The sequence below is a fragment of the Pseudomonas sp. MC6 genome (genome assembly GCF_054790575.1).
Genome location: NZ_CP186504.1, coordinates 1,184,522 through 1,205,101, shown reverse-complemented (window position 1 = coordinate 1,205,101; position 20,580 = coordinate 1,184,522). Strand labels below are relative to the sequence as shown.

Below are 20,580 nucleotides of genomic sequence, written 5' to 3'. Positions count from 1 at the left end.
CCTACAGGGGATCGGGTTTCAACGCAGGAGATAGGGGATGTCGACTTTGACGGCACCCGTCGGGCAATCCTTTTCGCACGGCATGCAGTACCAGCATTCATCGAACGCCATATAAGCCTTCTGCGTCGCCGGGTTGATCGCCAGCAAATCCATCGGGCAAACGTCGACACACACGGTGCAGCCCTTTTCTGCAATGCATTTGTCCTCGTCCACGGTGACGGGGGCGTTGGAGCGGAAGAAGATTTCCTGAGCTTGATAGGCCATGGTCCGGACTCTCTTTTTAGGGGTGCATCAAGCGGCGAAAGCGCCGACCCGCAAACGGTCGTAAGCCTGCATTTCTTCAGCATCGAGCGGGATAATGTAAGGCTCGACGGCTTTCTTGAAACTGGTCATCTGGCCGTCCTCGCCCTTCTTCAAATGGCAATGACAGAACCACTCGCTGTCGTTGCGCTGTGGGTGATCGACGCGATAGTGGTACAGGCCCCAACGGCTTTCAGCGCGGAACAATGAAGCGCGGGCGGCCATTTCGGCACAGTCGCGAATCACGCTGGTTTCCATGGCGCGCATCAGTTCGTGGGCGTTGTTGGCCTTCATCTGCTCGAGATCACGTTCGATGTCGCTGAAGCGTTGCAGGCCGATCTGCATCTTCTTGGTGACTTTCGGCGGTTGCAGGTAATCGTTGACGAAGCGCCGCAGCTTGTACTCGACCTGCGCCGGCGGCAGGCCGTGTTCGCGATCCAGCGGTGCGTAGACCCGGGCTTTTTCCTTTTCGATCTGCTCGGCATCCAGCGCGGAAAACTCGCGGCCGGCGACAAAATCCGCCGCGTTGTGCCCGGCGAACCAGCCGTAGGTGAAGGCACCGAGCATGTAATTGTGCGGCACAGCGGCCATGTCGCCCGCCGAATACAAGCCTTTCACCGAAGTCTCGGCACGTTCGTTGACCCACACACCGGACGCCGAGTGGCCGCTGCAAAAACCGATTTCGGAAATGTGCATTTCGACCATTTGCGTGCGGTAATCGGTGCCGCGATTGGCGTGGAACTGGCCACGACTCGGGCGCTCGTTGCTGTGCAGGATTTCCTCGATGTTCTGGATGGTTTCCTCGGCGAGGTGATCGAGTTTGAGAAACACAGGACCGTTGCCGCTCTCCAGTTCCTGGTGGAATTCCCACATCATCTGCCCGCTCCAGTAGTCGCACTCGATGAAGCGTTCGCCCTTGTTGTTGGCGGTGTAGCCACCCAGCGGGCCGGTGACGTAGGCGCAGGACCGGGCCGTTATAGTCCTTGATCAGCGGGTTGATCTGGAAGCACTCGAGGTTAGCCAGTTCAGCGCCGGCGTGATAGGCCATCGCGTAACCGTCGCCAGCGTTGGTCGGGTTCTCGTAGGTGCCCATCAGATAACCGGAGGACGGCAAGCCGAGGCGCCCGGCAGCACCGCAGGCAAGAATCACCGCTTTGGCCTTGATCACATGGAAATCAGCGGTGCGGCAATCGAAGCCCATCACACCGTTGACGGTGCCCTCCTCGTCAGTCAGCAACCGCGTGCAGACAAGGCGATTGGTGATGCTCACCCGGGCGCGTTTCAACTGGCGATAAAGGACCTTTTTGATGTCGTGCCCTTCCGGCATCGGCAGCACGTAGGCGCCCATGTGGTGGACTTTTTTCACCGCGTAATCGCCGGTTTCGTCCTTTTCGAACTTCACGCCCCAGCGATCAAGCTGTTCGATGGTTTCGAAGCTGTGCGTCGCGTAGGCGTAAACGGCGGCCTGATTGACGATGCCGTCGTTGGCGATGGTGATTTCCTTGGTGTACTGCTCAGGCGTCGAGTGGCCGGGAATGATCGCGTTGTTCAGGCCGTCCATGCCCATGCTGATCGCGCCGCTGCGTTTGACATTGGCCTTGTCCACCAGCAACACGCGCAGATCGCGGTTCTTTTCTTTGGCCTTGATCGCGGCCATCGGGCCGGCAGTGCCGCCGCCAATGACGACGATGTCGTATTCCTGTTCGAGAACGTTGCGGGTCATGCCTGCTCCCCTTTTTGCCGGTCGATCCGCAGGCGGTACTGGAACGCATCGCCACGGTAGTAAAGGTGTTCGAAGTCCAGCGGCTGGCCTTGCGCGTCGTGGGTCAGCCGCTCGATACGCATGATCGGCGAGCCGGCTTCGACGTTCAGCGCCTGGGTCAGGTCGCTGTCGGCGAGCACCGCGTCGATGGCCAGATCAGCGTGACCGAGGGCGATGCCGCAGTCGTTTTCGAGGATCAGGAAGATGTCGCGGGTGACCAGATCGGCCTTCTCCAGTCGCTCGCCGACGGCTTTGGGCAGGTAGGTGATTTCCAGCGAGATCGGTTCACGATTGATCAGGCGCACGCGTTTGATCTGCGTAACGATCTCGCCCTCGGCGATTTGCAAACGCTCGGCGACGCGCTTGTCAGCCGGGATGAATTTGAAGCTGCGCAGGCGGTTGATCACCTCGTAGCCGCGTCCGGTCATGGACTCGGCGAGGCCTTGCAGGCTGCTGACGTTTTGAAAGGTTTTCGGTTTGGCGACGAAGGTGCCTTTGCCGTGGATCTTGAAGATCAGCCCTTCCTTTTGCAGATCGCCGAGCGCCTGGCGCACAGTGATGCGGCTGACTTTGAACAGCGCACCGAGCTCGCTTTCGGAGGGCATCTGGCTGTCTTGCGGGTATTCGCCGTCGAGAATGCGCGCACGGAGGACGTCGCGCAGTTGGGTGTGCAACGGGACGCTACTGAGGGAGAGAACGTTATCGGTCATCACGGGATCACTTGTTATAACGAGTTATGACGTGATCTTAGAGTTGTTATGACGAGGTTGAGAAATATTGTTTGGGCATAACCTTAGACGCGACGAGGCACTGCCCAATGTGGGAGCGAGCCTGCTCGCGAAAGCGGTGTTTCTTTCAGCAATGATGGTGACTGACACGCCGCCTTCGCGAGCAGGCTCGCTCCCACAGGGGATTTGTGTGGTCGGTAAGGTCAGTGGCGCTTGAGGATCTGGTCCATGACCCAGTCGGTTTTCAGGGCCTGTTCGGCGATTGCGGGATGTTGTGAATCGCCACGAATATGCGCATTCATGCCCAGCACGTGATGCCATTGAATGTGTTCGTGATGGGGAATCTCCAGGCTGATGTGTTCATCGGCATGCAATTGCACGGGATGCTCATCAAACACCGAAAAACCGATTCGCCCGACGCTGCCGATGATCTCGACCCGATCCTCGCGCCGATCCGCGACAAAACTCCAGCAGCCCATGCCTAGCGCACCTGAAGCGAACCGCCAACTGGCGCTGACGGCATCTTCGGCGGCATACAAACAGGCCTGACGTGCGGTGAATCCGGCCACTTCAACGATGTCGCCGAGCAGGTACTGGAACAGGTCAAAGCCATGACTGGCCAGATCAGCGAAATAACCGCCACCGGCCACCGCCGGATCGGTACGCCAGTTATCGCGCCCATCGAGATCCGCCGGCGACGGCGCCTTGGTCAGCGTCCAGCTCAGGTGCCGAACCTCACCAATGCGCCCCTCCTCCAACCATTGCCGCACCTGCGCAAAACGCGGCAACGATCGGCGGTAGTAGGAAACGAACAGGTGCAAACCAGCCTCGGCAAACACCTGCTGCATCTCGCGGCTTTGCCCGGCATTCAGCGCCATGGGTTTTTCCACGCAGCAATGTTTGCCGGCAGCAGCAACTTTGAGGCTGTAGGCGTGGTGGCTGTCGGGTGGCGTGGCGATGTACACCGCGTCGACCTCGGGATCGTTGATCAGCGCATCGATGTCGGTGTAAACCCGCTCGATGCCGTGGCGCGCGGCGTAGTCGGTCACGGCTTCCAGGCGTCGGCCCATCACCGCCACCAACGCCGAACCGGGCGCCTTGTAGAAGGCCGGCCCGCTCTTGCGTTCAGCGACGCTGCCACACCCAATCATGCCCCAGCGCACCACGTTCATTTCTCTTCCTTTAGCCGATGCGCAAGGCGCGCAGATCGAGGTGACCATCCTTCAGCGGCGGGCACCAGTAGTAGCCGCCAGTGATCGGCCGGCTGATGCGATAGAGGCCATCGGTGATGCCGTCTTCCAGGCCGCTCATACGGCGCAGTTGCGCTTCGAAAGCATCCAGCGAGAAGCCGAACGCGAGGAACATCAAACCAGCGCGATCACCTTCGATCCACGGCATCGAGCGGCGCACGACGAACGCTTCAGGGGCAAAGCTTTCCTGCGCGGTGCGTTTGACGTGGGCGGAGACCGGCGCGTCGTCGATCTCTTCGTTGTCGCTGAGGCGACGGCCCATGATGTTGTCTTTGTCGTCGGCGGACAGTTTGTGGAAACCCTTGAGGTCGTGCTGCCACTGCTGGATCGCGGCGAAGCTGCCGCCGACCATGCCGTCAGTGCCTGAGCTTTGCAGGGCGGCGGCGATGGCGGCTTCGTCGTGCGGGTTTTCGGTGCCGTCTTCGTAGCCGGTCAGGTCGTGGCCGTCCTTGTGGCGGAAGGCTTCCTGCATTTCTACCAGGCGCAGGGCCGGGGCCAATGCGGCTTCGAGGGCGTTGCAACGGTTGAGCAGTTCACCACGGTCGACGCCGTGCAGCCACACCCACAGCGCGTGTTGGGTCGACGGGTTTTCTACGCCAACGCCGGTCATGGCCGGGAAGCTGCGCAGGCCGTCAATCTGCACGTTGAGGGCCTTGACCAGGGATTCGCCGAAACCGACCACCGCCGACTTGCCGTCCACCTGGTTCAGCAGATTGTCGATCGCCTGCGGCAGGGCTTCAACCGACTCAAGGGCGAAAAACAGGTGACGTGCTTGCGCAGGAACTGGGGTGGCGAGAATGCCCGGCTGGTAGTAACTCATGTGAACTCCTTGAAAAAGTGCGCGGAGTTTACCTGTAGCCAGACAGTTTGTGGGGTTGAAGCAAGATCAAAAGATCGCAGCCTTCGGCAGCTCCTACAGGGATCAGGGTAGGAGCTGCCGAAGGCTGCGATCTTTTGATCTTTTAAATAGCTGTAACGCTTTCCTGGCGCCACGCACTCGGGCTCAACCCTGTCCAGCGCTTGAACGCCCGACGAAAACTGCGCACATCGCTGTACCCGACTTCCTCGGTAATCCGCTCGATCGGCATATCCGGATTAGCCAGCAGACTCAGGGTCCGCGCCTGCCGCACCTGCTCCAGCAACGCCTCAAACGTCAGCGCATGCTCAGTCAAACGCCGGCGCAACGTACGGCTGCTCATGTTCAAATCACCGGCAATCTTTTCGATGTGACTGCCGCTACTCAGATCCCGGGCAATCGCCCGCTCCACAGCCTGAATCAGATCAAGTTTCTGATGCACCTGCGCCGCTTCCAGCTCCAGCAATGCAACGGCCTGACGCAACGCCAGCGAATGATGATTGGGCAGATTCACATCCAGCCACTGCGCATCGATCAGCATGCGATTGTGCAGGCAGCCGAAGCGCACCTCCGGCCCGAGCAGGCGGTGGTATTCGCTCAGGTAATCCGGCGCGGCATGCACGAATTCCACGGCAATCGCCTTGAACTCCGCTCCGACCAGCGCGCGGCCATACACCAGCAAACTGGCGAAAAACTCCTCGACCGCGAACACCTGCACATCGGCGAACGGCAAGCGACATTCGGCATCGAGATGCACGCACCCGCCGACCACATCGACACTGGACACCACAATCCCGCCCGAGGTGTGTTGATGACGAATGCCCAGCGCAAAGGCATCACGCAAGGTCTTGCACAGCGACAACACATGCCCGAGCAAACCCAAAGTACCAAGCACGTTTTGCGCGCCGACCCACAGCCCCAGACCTTGATTGGGCAACACTTTGAGCGCGCGCTGAATCATCGCCACCGCCTGACGATAGGAAATCCGCTGCGCCGGATCCTGAAGATCCTCAAGGGTAAAACCCAGCCCACGGCACAGACTTTCAGGCTCGACGCCCTTGTTATGCGCGACTTCGGCGAGGGTTTGCAAAAGAAATGGCGAGACCAGCGCCAGTTCGAAGGTCGGGTCTTGGACTTTTACGTTCATGGGGGCTGACATTCCGGATCACGCTTGATTGTTATTTTTGTAACCGGTTATGTCGAAAGAAGTTAGCACAAGGTTTACGGACTGTCCGCAGATGCCCCCCTCGGTGTCCGCCAATACCCTGCCCCAACGTACGCCAAACGCTTATTTCTAGCGTACCGGCGCTCCGAGCGACCGGTACCAGGTCCCAATCACAATAATAATGAGGACAGTCATGAGCCAGAACCGTGCAACATCCTTCTTGCCGCTCGCCCTTTTCATCGCGGGTTGCACCCTGACGTTGCCCGCCCTCGCCACCGAAGCCGGCGTCGACAACATCGGCACAGGCACCGACGGTTTCTTCATGTTGCCGCTGGAAGTCGACAGCCTTCCGGAGAACATGGTCGCGTTCAACCTCTACTACAACCACTACAAGGCGCGAAAGCTCAACATCAGCTCGTTCGGCGGCAAGGTGCCGAATGTCGAAATCGAATCCACGGCCGTGATTCCGCGTCTCGATTATTTAAGCCCGGTGCGTGTGTTCGGCGGGCGTCTGGCCGGTTACATCGCCCAGCCGTGGTTGAAGCAGGAAGTCTCGGTGTTTGGCTTGAGCGACACCCGCGAAGGCATGGGCGATACAACGTTCGCACCGATCATTCTGTGGGACATGGGCAAAAAACTGACCCTCGGCGCCGCCGTAGAGGTCACTGTGCCCACCGGCGAATACAGCGTCGATCGGCTGGCCAACACCAGCAACAATTTCTACACCTACAAACCGCTGTTCTCGTTCACCTGGCTGCCGACTGAACGCACCGAAGTCTCGATGAAGACCACCTACAGCTTCAACGAGAAGAACAAAGACACCGACTACAAGTCCGGGCAGATCTTCCATTTCGATTATTCGGCCAGCTACAAGATCACCGACGACCTGATGCTCGGCGTCAACGGCTACTACCTCAAGCAAACCACCGACGACAAACAGTTCGGCCACACCGTGCAGTTTACCGGGCAGGACGTCGATGACGGCGTGCGTGGCAAGGTTTTCGCGATTGGCCCGGCGCTGCACTTCACCTTTCTCAAGTACGCCAGTGCAGAGATTCGCTGGGCCAAGGAATTTGATGTGGAGAACCGGCCCGAAGGTGAAATGCTTTGGGCGAAGGTGAGCATTCCGTACGCGTTCTGAGTGCATTTGTAGGAAAGCGCACCTGGATTTGTAGCCTGAAAACCTGAAAAACGCATGGGTGGAATACGCCTACAGCGGCGGTCGAGATTACCGGACAACGGGGGGAAACGTCTGGCAGATTTAAAGGGGGCACTTGCAGATACTGGGCTACGTTATCCCATGGTTGCTCAAGGGCTCATGGGGTGCATCGTCTGCCAGTGACGACAATGGCCTATTCCCCCCTTAGACTGCTTGAAATTGATCACGGAGGTCATATGAGCATATTGCTTTCCCCGTTTTATTCTGAGTTCGAATCCGAAGAAGAGGCAGAGAGCTACGATCGCTGGTTTCGTGCCAAGGTGCAGGCTGCACTGGATGATCCTCGCCCGGCCATTCCCCATGAGGAAGCCATGGTGCGGCTCGACCAATTATTAGAAGAGAAACGCAAGAATCGACGCACTGCCGCTTGAATGGAGCGATCAGGCTCTGGACGATCTGGCTGACATTATCGATTACATTGAACAACACAATTCCAACGCTTCAGCGGCTTTGCAGCGCAAGGTGGGTGCAGCAACGCAAAGGCTTTCATCAATTCCCTTTGGTTACAGATCCGGTCGAGTACCAGGCACTCGGGAAATGGTGGTCAATCCAAACTATCTACTGGTCTATCGAGTCAACGGGCGCATCAAAATCCTGACGTTAGTCCACACCCGACAACAATACCCACGAACGTCATCAACATAAAAAAAGGGCGACCAACCGGCCGCCCAAACGTACTGCACGAGAGTCTTTTACAGCGTCAGTTGCCCACGCTCCTCCTCGGTCAACTGCTGCTTCGCCTGTTCATCCAGCGCCCCGGCGCCCAACACCTGCACCGGGCTGTTCGGGTTGTAACCCGGGGCCGGCGCACGGCTGGCACCATCGCGGGACGGCGCGAGTTGTTCATTGCCGAAGCTCAACACCTGCACGGTAAACACCGAAGCCTGATTCTGTCGCGACGCCGCTTGCTGCTGGCGCGCCACGTCTTCCGCCGCTTGCGTGGCCGAGGATGCAGCGGAACTGGCCGACGTGATCGCACCAGTGTTCACTGCCGAGACCACCGGTACGCCGGTCGCCTTGCCCTGCACCGAAATGTTCGCGGCGTTGACCACCGTCAGCGCGGCGATGTTGACGTTGCCCGACACGCGAATCCCCGCCTCGCCGGCATCGATGGTGCCCAGCGGCGCGATCAGGTCGATGTCGCCCGGCGCCACTTCGGCGATCGGGTTGAGCGTGGCGATACCGGCACCGGTGCTCGGCACCGACGGCGACAGGGTCACATTGCCCCAAGTGTCGTAAACCCGTTTCGGCGGGGTGTAGACCACGGTGGTTTTCGAGCCGCGACCGGCGTTGATATCGCCCTCGGTCGACCAGCCGAGAATCGAGCCGCCGAACGTGGTCATGATCCGGCTCTGGCCGAGCAAAATGCTGCCCTGTGAATAGAGCTGAATGTTGCCCGAACCCTGGGTGATGATCCCCGCCGTCGACGGTGGCGCCGCGCCTTCGATGCCGAATACCTGACCGCCGCCCGGTGTGAGCATCTGGATATCGCCGCCGAACAGAGTCTTGACCCCGGCGCCGCCGTACAGCGTGATGTCGCCGTCGTAGCGGATCGGATTGCCGGCCACATCAGTGGTCGGGAACAACGCAGCGATAGCGCTGCGACCGCGCAGGTAACTGCCTTTGCGCGGGCCATCGACATCGTTGTATTCCAGACCACCGGCACGCAATTCAGCGAAGTACACCTGCCGCGCGAAGATCGCCTGCTCGGAACCTGGCAGCGCCGCGAAGAAGGCTTGCGCCTGCTCGGCATTGCCGCTGAAGCCATAGCCGAGGGTCAGCCAGCTCTGCAGTTCGTCGAGGTAGGTTTTGACTACTTTGCCCGGTTGCACGCTCAAGGCCTTATCCGGATCGGCGAGGTTCTGGCGATTCAGATAACGCGCGATGAAATCCGCATAACCTGGCCCCTGCGCGCCCACTCCCGCCTGCATCACGACACTCGCACCAGGGCGGTTGTCACCCGCGACCACCGGCCCGATGCTGGTAATACTGGCGCGGTCCTCCATCAGGATATTGCGCCCGGCATTGATGTCGAGAACGCCGGGACCGGCGATATCGAAGCTGCTGTAGAGGATGTCGCGGCCTGCGGATACCCGCGAAATATCTCGCGGATCGTTATGCACGAACAGGTTGCCGGTCGACGCAATGCTTTCGGTACTCGGGGAGCCCATTTCGGCGTTGGGCACGATCGTTGGCTGGCCCAGGAAGGTACCGGACGCAACGATGTCGCGGCCGGCCAGCATCCACACCGGAGCCGCCGCTTCGTACCAGGTGCGTCTGGACAGGTTGAACGTCAGCGTTTCACCGCTGCGCACGCCCACCAGATCACCGGTCAGGGCATAGAAGCGTGCCGGTGCCTGCACATCACTCAGCCCTGAGTAACTGTTGGCACCGAAGGCGAACAGCGGATATCGCAGGTTTTTATCCGGGGCGACACCATCGCTGCCACGGTTGGTCATGACCGGTCTCACCGAGGAGCTGCTGTCGTAGCCATTGAACGCCGGGGCGAAAGGTGTAGCGATGGCCAGCGGGCTGGCGCCCGACTGGTTGATCGCATAACCGCCGGCATAGATCGAATCCTGCGCCAGCAATTCCAGTTGCCCTGCATTCGACGGCGCCAGCAGCAATGAATAACTCGTTGCCGGCACTACGCCGCTGCCTTGGCTGTACACCGCTGACGGCCCGGCATAAATCGAGCCTTGCGCAGCCACTGCCCGCAAGATCGACGGATAGACAAAGCGCCCGTCGGTCGGCGAGGTATTACGCGCAGTAACGGGACCTTGCCCGGTGGTTTCGCCCAGTTGGGTGCTCGGCGTCAGATTGCCGCCCGCTGAAAACAGGTCGATCGCGGTGTGATCGGTCCACAACGAGAAACCGCTCAAGCCGCCGCCGTCGTGTACGACACCGTCCTCGGTGGTGAACGACGTCGAGTTCTGCAAGCGCACCCGGCCCGGATCCGCGGCCCCACCCAGCACCAGATCGCCACGGGTGTTCAGGCTCATGGCCGAATCGCCCGGGATCAACACCAGGCCGCCGGAAGCGCTGCCCAGCGTGGCCGTAAACGGATCATACGGGCGGATTTCACGCACGTCCTGAACGGGAGCGGCAGCGCCATATTGAAGATTGATACCACCCAGCGCCCCCCCCGTCAGTTGTGCGGCACCGCGCAGGTTGATCAACGCACCTTGCAGATCATGTTGCGCAATACCGATGCCATTTTGTCCCGCCCGGGCCTGCAGCGATGGGTTGACCGAGCCACCTACGTGGATGTCCATGTCGCCGCCGCCGGTCAATTGCAGAGTACCGTCGTTGCCCACACGTCCGGTGCTGCCGACTGCCACGATCAAGCCCTGCCCGCGAGGATAAAGGTTGCTGTTGCCGCTGCCGCCCATGGCCTTGAGCATGCCGGCGTCAGCACCGGCGCGCAGGCTGATGTTGCCGCCACCCAACGTCCCGAAGCCGGTGAACCCCACCAGGAAGGGGCCAGTGTCGACGCTTTGATCCGGCAACGGCTGAGTCGCATAGCTGCCGAAGTTGATCCACCACGCCGTCGGCACATCGCTGTTGCCGGTGCCCTGACGCCAGAGCCAATTGCCCACGGCCACACTCGGCACCTGTTCCGGGGTATCCATGTTTTGCGAGTACCCGCGACGACCCAGCACATCGCCGGAAATCGAACCGCCGGCATTGATCGTCAGGTTGCCACCCATTTGCGGGTACCAGGCCTGGTACAGGCTGTCGTTGCCGCTGACCCACTTCTCGTAATCGCTGCCGCCACTGCCCAGCACCGAGCCGTTATCCGACAGGCGTCCGCGCGGCTGGTTGTACAGCGGATCGACGTCCTGCGACTGCGTGCCGGCGGTGTAGACGCCGAACGGTGAGTCCATGCTCAGATCGCCCGCAGCGAGCACGTCCAGATCGCCGGTGCCGGTGCGCAACACACTGAACATTTGCGTGCGGGTTTTGACGGTGATGCCCGGTTTGTTTTCCACGCACAGTTCCGGGAAGGCACTGCACCAGGCCGCCACGTCATCGTCGCTCATCGGTGAGCCGGCAGGCATGCCCAGCCAGTTGTCCGGCGCCCACGCCCAACGCGGCGCCGGCACGCAAGAGTTCGGCGCCCAGTCACACCAGTCTTTCAGGTCGTCAGGCACTGGCTCACCGGGGGTAAAACCACCCAGGTTGCCGTCGCCCCAGACCAGCGTCGGCGGTTTTTCCGTCACCTTCAAGCCGTAGTGGGTGTCGGCCAGACGCAAGTGTCCGTCGCTGGAAAGCGGCTTGATCGCGCGGCTGTCCGCCGCACTCAGATCCGCACCCGCCACCACGCGCATCGACCACGACGCACTGCCGGCCGGCAACATGCTTGCGACTGCCCAGTTGCGCCCCTGTTGCGTGCCGTTCAACGGGCGCAACTCAATGAATGCGGTGCCGTCGGCCAACACGACATCCGTCATCGACGGGATCAGCGAGCCACGCAACAGGGCGAGCGAACCGCTCAGGCGCATGCCCTTGATCGCATTGGTGCCCGCCTCGACGTTGCCTGGCAACGGCACGCCTTTGGGCCAGCGCACGGCGCTGATCGCCGTTACCTTGTTCAAGCGGATGCCAGCGCCAAGGCGACTGCCCGCCGGCAAGGTCACGCTGTCGGCAAGCAGCGTACCGGCGGCGTACAGCAACTGGCCCGTCGCATCGCGTACGGCAGCGGCCAGCACTGTTCCTGCGCCCAAGGTATACGGTCCGGCCAGGGTCGCCTCGGTGGGCAACAGGGTCCCGGCGGGCAGCGTCGCGGCTTGCAGCGGCACGTCGTAGTTCAAGGTGACTCCGGCCGGGAACAGCGTGCCTTCGGCCAGGGTCACGCCCGCCGTCGGTACGATCAGGTCGCCACCAAACGGTTGAATGCCCGGCAAGAGTTTCCAGCCGGCATCGTCGACGGTTTCCGGCGGCGGCGCGAAACCGTCGTTGAGGCTGCCATGAATATCGAGGTTGCCGCCGGCACGCATCACCAGACTGCCCGCCTCGCCCGAGCCGTACACGGCGGTTTTCTGCGTATGCGGATTGAGGCTGGCATAGCGGTAGCCGGACAAGTCCACATCGCCCTGCACCACCAGATCGCCGTCGGCGGTTTTACTGGCGATTTCCACGCCCGGCCGCAAATGAAACGCATCGGCGTAAGTGGCATTGTTCAGCCCCGCCAGTTTGTTCTGCAGCAGGTTGCGGTTGGCCAGCGCCGCGTCGATAAACGCACTGCTGTCAGTATGGATGCGGTCGAAGTAAGCCTGATCGATCACCTGATACGGCCGTCCGCTGGCCGCCGGGTCGACGCCATCGGTGGCGTCGGTATAACGCCGCGTGGCGTTAAGGCCAATCGACCGCGCGCCCTGAATGCTTAGCGCACCGCTGGCATCAATGCCGATGTCATCGGCACCGAGGCGCGGCGCGTTCAACTCCAGCGTACCGCGCAACAGCCCGTCGGACTGCCCGGGCAACGTGCCGCTCACGGCGTCGGTGCCATGGCGCAGATCGATCCGCGCTCCGGCGCCAAGGGTCAACAGACCCGCAGCGGAATTGAGCTCAACCGTCGCCCGGTTGGGCGCGTCGATGATCTTGCCGTAGCTGTCGACCCGCAGCACACGACCATGGGCGTCGAGCACGGCGTTGCCGGCCAGGGTCAGGCCGTGTTGCGCCGACAGGCGAATGTTGCCGACCCGCTCGCCGCTGGCATCGATCAAACCCGCGACGGTCAGGCTGCCGTTGTCCACCGAGACGTTCACTTCGCCAGCCTTGAGTCCGTCGCCAATCAGCAGATCACCTTGCTTGAGTTGCAAACTGCGACTGCCGAAGACCTGACCGGCATTCAAGCGCTGGTTGAGGGCGGCAAACTGCTGACTGGCATCACCGTTCAGGTGCTGGGCGCGGATGTCCACGCCTGCGGATTTGTAAGGCACCCACGTGCCACCGGCATCGTAATGGCCGCTGCTGGTTCCGAGGATCTGGCCTTGCAGATCAACCATGCCCGCATCGCTGGCCAGCGCACCGGCACTGAGGGTGCCGGCCTGATTGTTCTGCGCCGAGAGGTCGATGCGCGAACCGGCGGCCTGACGAATATTGCCGTGGCTGCTGTACAGCGCCACATCGCCGCCCCAGCTGTACTTGCTGACATCATTGAACGGCAAGGTGCGCCCGGCCATGTCCACAGACGCGCCATTGGCGAGGGTCAGATCGCCTTCGGATTTCACCAGCAGTTTGCCGCTGGCCAGGGTGATACGGCTGTCCAGCACGACGCTGCGGGCATCGAGCGTCAGTTCCGCGCCCAAGGCATTGGCGGCCGCTGGCGTGCCGGCGCCGCTGAGCGTCAGGTTGTTGCCGGCCTTGAGCAGGTTGACCGACGCGGCCTCGCCCGTCAGCAGTGGCGTGCGCAGGTTGAGATTGCCGCCGCTGTAGGCGTAGCCCTTGACTGGATCGTAAGCGCCCTGTTCCTGATACACCGCCAGGCTGCCCTTGTGATTGGCGGTGATGCGCTCACTGGCGCTGAGGTTGACGTTGGCAAAACCCAGTGCCAGCCGATTGTTCTGCTCCAGACCGCTGGCCTGCGGATTGGGGCCGTAACCGAATTCGATACGCTGCGCCTGAATATCGAGGGTGCCGCGGCCCGTGCCGGCGCCGCCCGAGATGACGGCGCCGGGATCCTGGCTGGCGCCGTTCCAGATCAGATTGGCGGTGCGAATGGACGCCACGTCAGCGCTTTCACCTAAGCCGTAAATGCCTGGCGTGGTGATTATCAGGTTGTGCAATTGACTCACGCCCGTCTGCGCGTCCAGCGTATCGAGGCTGACGTTGCCGTAGAAGTTGAACGCATCGCGGCTGGTCAGGCTCAAGGTTTCCAGCGCGGGCGCAGCAAATTGCGTATCGCCGCGCAACAGGCGATCGAGCACGCTCTGGTTCAGGGTCAGACCGGTCGGCACGCGGTTGCCGGCAGCGCTCAAGGCTTCGGCGCTGCCAGCGTTGACAGCGCCGACAGCCAGGGCCAGATGGCGGGTGCCGAAGCGTACCGACTCATCGAGTTCAAACTGCTTGTCGGTGGCGGCGGTAATGCTGCCGTTGGAATAGAGCAGCGTCGGGTTGTTGCAGACGGTCGTCGGGCACTTGCCAATACGAATGTCGCCCGCACCGGAAGTACCTTCCGCTACTGCTGGCGCCAGGACGTTGGTCCAACCGTTCGACACCATCAGCAGCGCGGCAGCCCCCGGCTGGTAGATGAAACCACTGCTGGAGTCGTAAGGCGCGTTGCCACGGCCCAGGGTGTTGATCCCCGAGCCGGCTTCGAGCGTAATGCCGCCATCGCTGCGGGCAGTGCGCAGCAGCACTTCGGGCGCCGACAACATCGCCCCTTCGCGCAGGGTGATCGACGTCGTGTAGCCAGTGAACGAGATGATATTGCCCGCGCCGCTGTAATCGATCAGCGGTTGCGCGCCGAGGGTCAGGCGCCCGGCATTCAGACCGTTGAGACTGTCGGCATACAGCGACACGCCAGTGAAACCGTCGGTACGCGAATGCCCGGCGCCGAGAACTTCAAAGTCCATCGCCCCGCGTACCGTGGCCGTTCCGAGCACCCCGCCGGCGGCCGGTGCAAACACCGCGCGGCCGTTGAAATCCAGGGCAATGTCCTGCTCGGCGCCTGGCATCAAATACAGATTCAGCGATTTGCCATCCATCGGCGCCAATGCCCGAGGCACGCCACGCCGTGTCGCGTCACTCTGGATGAATTGGCTGAAACCGGTCTCGTTGTACTGCGAATAACGGCGCAGGACATCCGCAGACGTCAGAATGACCTGACTGGCCAGACTGTTACGCAACCCGGTGTTGGCAATCGACATCTGCCCCGAACCGGTCCACGAACCATTGCGCATCTGCAACGCGCCGTTGCTGACGCCCGGCGTGGCCTGACCATTGACTTCGACCCGGAACGCCCCGGGCAGCAAGGCAAAGGTCGAGGGCAGTAACGTGTAGGTGCCCGCCGCCAGACCCGGCACGCCGGCACCTAGGGTTATTTGTTGACCGATGCGCGGATCGACCGCCCCGGCCTCAGCGAGCATCGGCGCGTAGGCACTCTGATTGCCCGGCACGATGGCGTACACCGGATTGCTGGCAAGGCCCGGCAGGCTGAAGGTGCCGTCATTGGCATTGCGCACCAGCGGGTTGTAGCGGGCATCGGTGGAACCGCCGCGCCCGGAGACAAACCCGGCGCCGCGCAGATCACCGCCACCGGACAGGTCGATCAGCGCGCCGCTCTGCACGTCGACATAGCGCGAGGTCAACGTCACGCCGGCCGTGTCGGCGCTGATGCCCTTGAGCTGAACGGATTTGCCAGCGTAGCGATAGTCGATGCCGTCGGTGGTTCCGCCATAAGGCATGACCAACCCGGCGGCGCTGACCGAAGTCACGCTGCCCGGCAGCAGGTGCAGTTCGCGGGTATTGACCACCGTCTCGCCGCCAAGGCTGATCATGCCCAGCGGTGCGCGAATCACCCCGCCTTGTTCAATGCGCCCGGCCGCCAGTGTCAGGTTGCCAAACACCGAATACGGCAACGCCGCCGGTGCGGCCCCGCTGCTGCTGATGCGCAAGGTGCGAGCCGGATCGGCACCGGGGATCACGCTTTGGTAGCCCACCCGCACCTCGGCGGTGACATCACTGGCAGGATAGATCTGCGCGGCGCGCAGGTTGAGGTCGCCCGGTGTCCACAGTTCGGTTTTCTCGACATAACCGGTCGGCGCCAGAAAGCGCAGGTCACCACGGCTTTGCAGGGTGACCTGATCAAAGCCACGACGCGTCACCTGCACGTCCGGGCCCGTGAGCTGGACAATATTGCCCGCGGTACCGAACGACAGGCTGTTGCTCAGATCCAGTTGATCGGCACTGGCATTGAATTGCCCCGTCGACACACGCGTAGTCGGCGTGTTCATTACCCGAGGCCGAAGGTTGCCCGGCGCCTCGAAATACTTGCCCGTACCCGACAGGCGCAGGTAGGGCGCGGACAGGTCGATACGCGCATTGTCTTGCGCGCCTTCGGCCAGCGATATCGCGCCGGCATACAGGCTCAGGCTTTGCTGCATGTGCAGATTGACGTCGCCGTCGAACGACAGCAGGCCGTTGCTCAGCACACTCAGATTATCGAACCCGCCAGCCATCAACCGGTCGGCACTCAGGCGGGCACGCCCGTATTGCAACGCGGGCGCCGCTTCGCCCGGTTGCACATCAGCCGGCAACAGGGCGTCAGCGGTTTTCTGACTGATGATGATTTCGCGCGGCACGCGCACCTCATTGCTGGCGTCACTGCGCAGATAACTCGGCGTCTCAAGGGCGATCTCCAGGCGCCCACCCGCCGCACCGACGCCACCGGCCGCCGCACGCAGGTCGCCGTCAATGAACAGGCCGTTGTAGGAACTCAAGGAAATTCGCCCGCCGTCCGTAGCGACCGCAGTCGGCCCCTGCCCAGCGATATCCAGCAGCGCCTGCGCACCGGAAGCGTCAAGCCGCGCGCCATTACGCACGACGACGTAGGCATCGGCCGCCGTAGCGGTGGCCTTCTTCGCATCGGTTTCACCGCCAATGATGATGCTGCCGCCCTTGCCCACCAGCCCATACACCCGGCCCAGCGCATCCACGCCCGTGGCGGCGCGCCCGGCGACATCAAGCACTGCGTGGTCGCCAATCCAGATCGAGCGGTTGTGGGCATTTTTGTCGGCGACTTGCGAGGCCTCGGCGACATTCATCGAGCCGAACTGCTGCTGGCGAATGTCGATGATGCCGCCCCAGGCGTGCAACTCACCGTCGACAGTAATCTGTCCGGCGCCGCGCACGTTGATGCTTTGCCCCGGGTCGACACTGATGCGCGAGCCCTGGCCGAGAGTCAGCGCATTACGCGCAGGATCGCTCAACGCTACCTCGCTGGAGCCGGCCTGCAAGCTCAGGCTGGTACCCGCGCGTTGCGTCAGTTGCGCCTTGCCTGGATTTTCCTGATAGAGCGTCGGCGTCCACAGTTCCAGCGCCTGTTGCGGGGCCACACCGCTGCCCTGACTGGCTGCCGCGTCAGCAAACCGGTAAACCGGCATCAGCACGTCGATCAACGTGTTGTCCGCAACGTCCAGGCGGTTCAGCCCGATCAGGTTGTAGGCCGAAAAGCCCTTGTCGAACAGATCCGCTTGCAGCTGCAAGGTATTGTCGGCGAGGCCTTTGTCGGTCTGGCCGATCAGCACGTTGCCGGCCTGAATCAACAGGCTGCCGCCGCCCGTCACACCATAGCCACGCAACTGGCCAGCGAGGCGCAGATGACTGTCACCCGGCGCTGACAACGCACTGGACTCCAGCGTCATGTCACCGCCCTTGCCCCCCTGAGTCTTGCCGTTGGCCAGGATCGCGCCGCCGGAGGACACGTCGAGCAGGCTACCCGTGCCGATTTCGATGTCGCCGCTGCTGCGGATCGAAATCACGCCACCGTCCAGATACGCAAGACTGCTGGCGTCATCCGGGTCAGTGCGCAAGTTGCTCCACAGTCCCCGGGTGTCCAGTTGCACTTTTTCCGCCACGCGAACACCCGTGGTCGTGCCCGCAGGCGCAACAATGCGGGTATCGGTGACACGGTCGGTATTGAGCTGATTGAGTACGTTGCCCACCTGCAGGCTGCCGCCCCGCGCGATCAGGTCGGCATTGACCTGCACGTGCGGCGCGTAGAGGGTGATATCGCCACCGTTGCCGACCGTCACGGCGCCGTCCACGTCGATGCGCTCTGTGGCGGCGACTTTCAGTGCGCCCAGTTGCCAGTCACTCAGTTGTGCGGCATCGAGAAACAGCTTGCCATTGCGCGCCTCGGACACTACGCCGGTCAAGCCCGCGTCGTTGTCGCCGAGCGGACGCTCAATGCCGATCTGCACCTGATCGAGCAACGGATTGAGGCCATAGAGCACGCCACCCGCCGCCGCAACATAGGCGGCATCGTAACCACCGACGATCAACTGCCCGCGCCGCGCGAGTGCGGTCTGACGCTGCGCGTAGCCATCAAGCACGGCACGCGGCGCCTGAGTCTGGCGCTCGCCCTGATAAACCTCCCCCAGCAGTTGCCCGTCAAGCACCGCGTTACGGGTGCCGATCACCAATTGCCCGGCATCGCGACCCACGGTGTAGCCGGCCTCCAGGCGCTTGGTCGGTGCGATCAGCGGGTTGTAGTAATAGCTCGTCTGACCCCAGCGTTCGCTGCTGTCTTCATAACCGTTGTACAGACCGCTGTAGAGCAGATCGCCCGGTGCCTTGGACAATTCGTAGAGATGCCCGTCGGCACCGCGCAACCAACTCTGGCGAATCTCGCCACTTTGCACATCGAGCGTGCCGCCAGACAGGTTGATCAACGAGCCCTTTTCGGTCACCACGTCATTGCCGGCGAAGTTCACCGTCCCGCCCTGGGCCATCCATTCACCGATGCTGTGGCCCTGGGTGCCAAGGTAACCACCGACTTCGAGCAAACCACCTGCCGTGTACCAGCGATCCGTGGCGTAACCGTTGGTGCCGGCGGGCACGTAGACCAGTTCACGCACGTCAACCCAGACGTCGTTGCTGTTCAGCGCAGCTTTGTCGCGGTTGCCCGAAGCGTCGCGCTGTTCGTTGCCCTGCACGTTGATCTTGATGCTGTTGGATTCCATCGCGACTTTCACGCCGATGGCGCCGGAAACGTCGATCAGCGCACCGTCGCGCACCAGGCTGCGACGCTGCGCGGCCACCGCGATTTGTCCGCCCGTGGCCAGGGTAATCGAACCGTTCTGGAACTCGACGCTGCCACCACTCTGGATGTCGATGCGCGACTGGTCGCTGCGAATCGAATTGGTCGGGGTAACGGCGGTCAGTGCGGCCTGATGCTGGCTGTCGAGGGCCGTGAGGTCACTGCTGTCGAGCATGATCGCCGTGGCACTGCCCTGCCCCAGCGTCACGCTGCCTTGCGTGTCCGTCGCCGGGTTGAGCAGATGAATCGTGCCGCGCGTGGCGACCGATGTGCTGGCGAGTAATACGCCGTTTTGCACGACCTCATGGCCGGTCAGGGTGATGTCGCCGGTCGCGGCCTGAATCAGTCCGTTGTTGCTGACCTTGTCGGCAACGCTGGCGGCTTTGAAGCCCGGCGTGACTTCGTTGCCGAACGTCGTGGAGAAGCCGTTGCCTTCGGTGCCCGAACCCTTGCGAATGTAAAAGCGATCCCCCGCGCCCAGCACGGTCTGGCCCTTGGCGGTGTTGATGCTGCCGTCGTTCTGCACTTCGCTGCCCAACAACAAGGCATAACCGCCGGCGTCGGTGGACTTCGCCGGTCGCGCGGTTTCGATGGACGCACCGCGTTCCACCAGCACTTTGCCCGCCGCGTCGGTGAACGTCGGCTGGCTGGCGCTGCTGTCGAAATACAGGCCGCGATCGCGGAACTGGATATCGGTGATGTTGGCGGCGGCCGCCACCAGGTTGCGCACGTTGACCTGACTGGTGCCACTGAAGACGATGCCGTTGCGGTTGATCAGCATCACCGTGCCGTCGCCCTTGATCTGCCCCTGAATCTGACTGGCCCGTGCACTCGGATCGTTGACCCGATTGAGCACCGCCCAATTCGCTTGTTGGGCGAATTCAACGCTGGTGTTACGCCCGACGTTGAAGGTTTCCCAGTTGAGAATGGCTTTGTCGGCGGTCTGCTCGATCTTCACCGTGGTCTTGCCGTCGGCCTGAGTCTGTTGCGGGCCTTTCGCGTTCTGCCAGCCCTGGGTGAGGCTGTTGTCGACCTTCAGACCACCCTCAGCCAAACCGTCCGGAACAACCTGCACCGACCCCAATGCCGCCGCGCGTCCGGCAGCTTGCGCCGCTTGCTGTGCAGCAATCGCGGCGACGGTGTTGTTCAAGGTCTGAATCGAACGCTGCAGCTGTTGATTGGCCTTCTGCTGTTGCGCCAGCGGCGGCGTCATCCCCGGCAAACCGCCGGTACCGGGCCGTGCAGCGCTCGCCTGCTGCGCCGCGCCCTTGGCGGCAAACCATCCCGAACTGAAGGCGGTGGCCGCCTCGGCGCTGCCCGCCACCAGACACAAGGCAATCGCCTGCGCCAACGGCTTGAGCAACCACAGCGCCGGATCGACGGCGAGACGCTGTTGAGGCTGGACACGGGTACTGCGACGGGATGGGCGAGCGAGCATCACTACGAGATCCTTTTGGGTTGCCACACGAGGCCGCAGGTCGGGTCGACCCTGCTGTTATGACATAGGCGGTTGGCGAAGGCTGCGACCGAACG

9 protein-coding genes and 1 pseudogene are annotated in these 20,580 nt (G+C 62.2%); 3 read left to right on the top strand and 7 right to left on the bottom strand.

The genetic code is table 11. From position 1 onward, the window contains the following. Positions 1–18: 18 nt before the first annotated feature. The 6 genes and pseudogenes from ACOYXE_RS05605 to ACOYXE_RS05580 form a co-directional block, all read right to left on the bottom strand. Entirely contained in the window at positions 19–264 is a 246-nt protein-coding gene (locus ACOYXE_RS05605; RefSeq protein ID WP_003225615.1) for a 4Fe-4S dicluster domain-containing protein, read from the bottom strand. Positions 265–291: 27 nt separating this feature from the next. Beyond that, positions 292–2,023, bottom strand: a pseudogene (locus ACOYXE_RS05600) (fumarate reductase/succinate dehydrogenase flavoprotein subunit). Continuing rightward, a complete protein-coding gene (locus ACOYXE_RS05595; RefSeq protein ID WP_405123466.1) occupies positions 2,020–2,772 on the bottom strand; it encodes a GntR family transcriptional regulator in 753 nt (250 codons plus the stop codon). The pseudogene ACOYXE_RS05600 and the gene ACOYXE_RS05595 overlap by 4 nt, the downstream one beginning before the upstream one ends. A gap of 221 nt (positions 2,773–2,993) precedes the next feature. Then, complete coding sequence (locus ACOYXE_RS05590) at positions 2,994–3,962, bottom strand: Gfo/Idh/MocA family protein (RefSeq protein WP_405123465.1); 969 nt, start codon at positions 3,960–3,962, stop codon at positions 2,994–2,996. A 10-nt stretch (positions 3,963–3,972) separates the two neighbouring features. After that, entirely contained in the window at positions 3,973–4,860 is an 888-nt protein-coding gene (locus ACOYXE_RS05585) for a Dyp-type peroxidase (protein WP_160058352.1), read from the bottom strand. A 142-nt stretch (positions 4,861–5,002) separates the two neighbouring features. Beyond that, entirely contained in the window at positions 5,003–6,043 is a 1,041-nt protein-coding gene (locus ACOYXE_RS05580) for an AraC family transcriptional regulator (protein ID WP_160058354.1), read from the bottom strand. 211 nt (positions 6,044–6,254) lie between these two features. Between ACOYXE_RS05580 and ACOYXE_RS05575 the strand changes: the two genes are divergently transcribed. The 3 genes from ACOYXE_RS05575 (at position 6,255) to ACOYXE_RS05565 (ending at position 7,925) form a co-directional block, all read left to right on the top strand. Continuing rightward, positions 6,255–7,202 (top strand): SphA family protein, encoded by a 948-nt coding sequence (locus ACOYXE_RS05575; RefSeq protein ID WP_160058356.1) that lies wholly within the window; start codon positions 6,255–6,257, stop codon positions 7,200–7,202. Positions 7,203–7,456: 254 nt separating this feature from the next. Then, positions 7,457–7,651: a type II toxin-antitoxin system RelB family antitoxin gene (gene relB / locus ACOYXE_RS05570; RefSeq protein WP_160058358.1), complete on the top strand. Its 195-nt coding sequence runs from the start codon at positions 7,457–7,459 to the stop codon at positions 7,649–7,651. Then, positions 7,632–7,925 carry a type II toxin-antitoxin system RelE/ParE family toxin gene (locus tag ACOYXE_RS05565; protein WP_405124203.1) on the top strand — a complete coding sequence of 98 codons (294 nt, stop codon included), beginning with the start codon at positions 7,632–7,634 and terminating at the stop codon, positions 7,923–7,925. Before relB ends, ACOYXE_RS05565 begins: the two co-directional genes overlap by 20 nt. A 47-nt stretch (positions 7,926–7,972) precedes the next feature. On the opposite strand, the gene ACOYXE_RS05560 is transcribed toward ACOYXE_RS05565, so the two are convergent. Further along, a complete protein-coding gene (locus ACOYXE_RS05560) occupies positions 7,973–20,485 on the bottom strand; it encodes a filamentous haemagglutinin family protein (protein ID WP_460928121.1) in 12,513 nt (4,170 codons plus the stop codon). Between the last annotated feature and the right edge of the window lie 95 nt (positions 20,486–20,580).

Coding starts and splice junctions, on each gene's coding strand:
- ACOYXE_RS05605 (WP_003225615.1), bottom strand. CDS start 264: ATGGCCTATCAAGCTCAGGAAATCTTCTTCCGCTCCAACGCCCCCGTC.
- ACOYXE_RS05585 (WP_160058352.1), bottom strand. CDS start 4,860: ATGAGTTACTACCAGCCGGGCATTCTCGCCACCCCAGTTCCTGCGCAA.
- relB (WP_160058358.1), top strand. CDS start 7,457: ATGAGCATATTGCTTTCCCCGTTTTATTCTGAGTTCGAATCCGAAGAA.
- ACOYXE_RS05575 (WP_160058356.1), top strand. CDS start 6,255: ATGAGCCAGAACCGTGCAACATCCTTCTTGCCGCTCGCCCTTTTCATC.
- ACOYXE_RS05595 (WP_405123466.1), bottom strand. CDS start 2,772: ATGACCGATAACGTTCTCTCCCTCAGTAGCGTCCCGTTGCACACCCAA.
- ACOYXE_RS05580 (WP_160058354.1), bottom strand. CDS start 6,043: ATGAACGTAAAAGTCCAAGACCCGACCTTCGAACTGGCGCTGGTCTCG.
- ACOYXE_RS05560 (WP_460928121.1), bottom strand. CDS start 20,485: ATGCTCGCTCGCCCATCCCGTCGCAGTACCCGTGTCCAGCCTCAACAG.
- ACOYXE_RS05590 (WP_405123465.1), bottom strand. CDS start 3,962: ATGAACGTGGTGCGCTGGGGCATGATTGGGTGTGGCAGCGTCGCTGAA.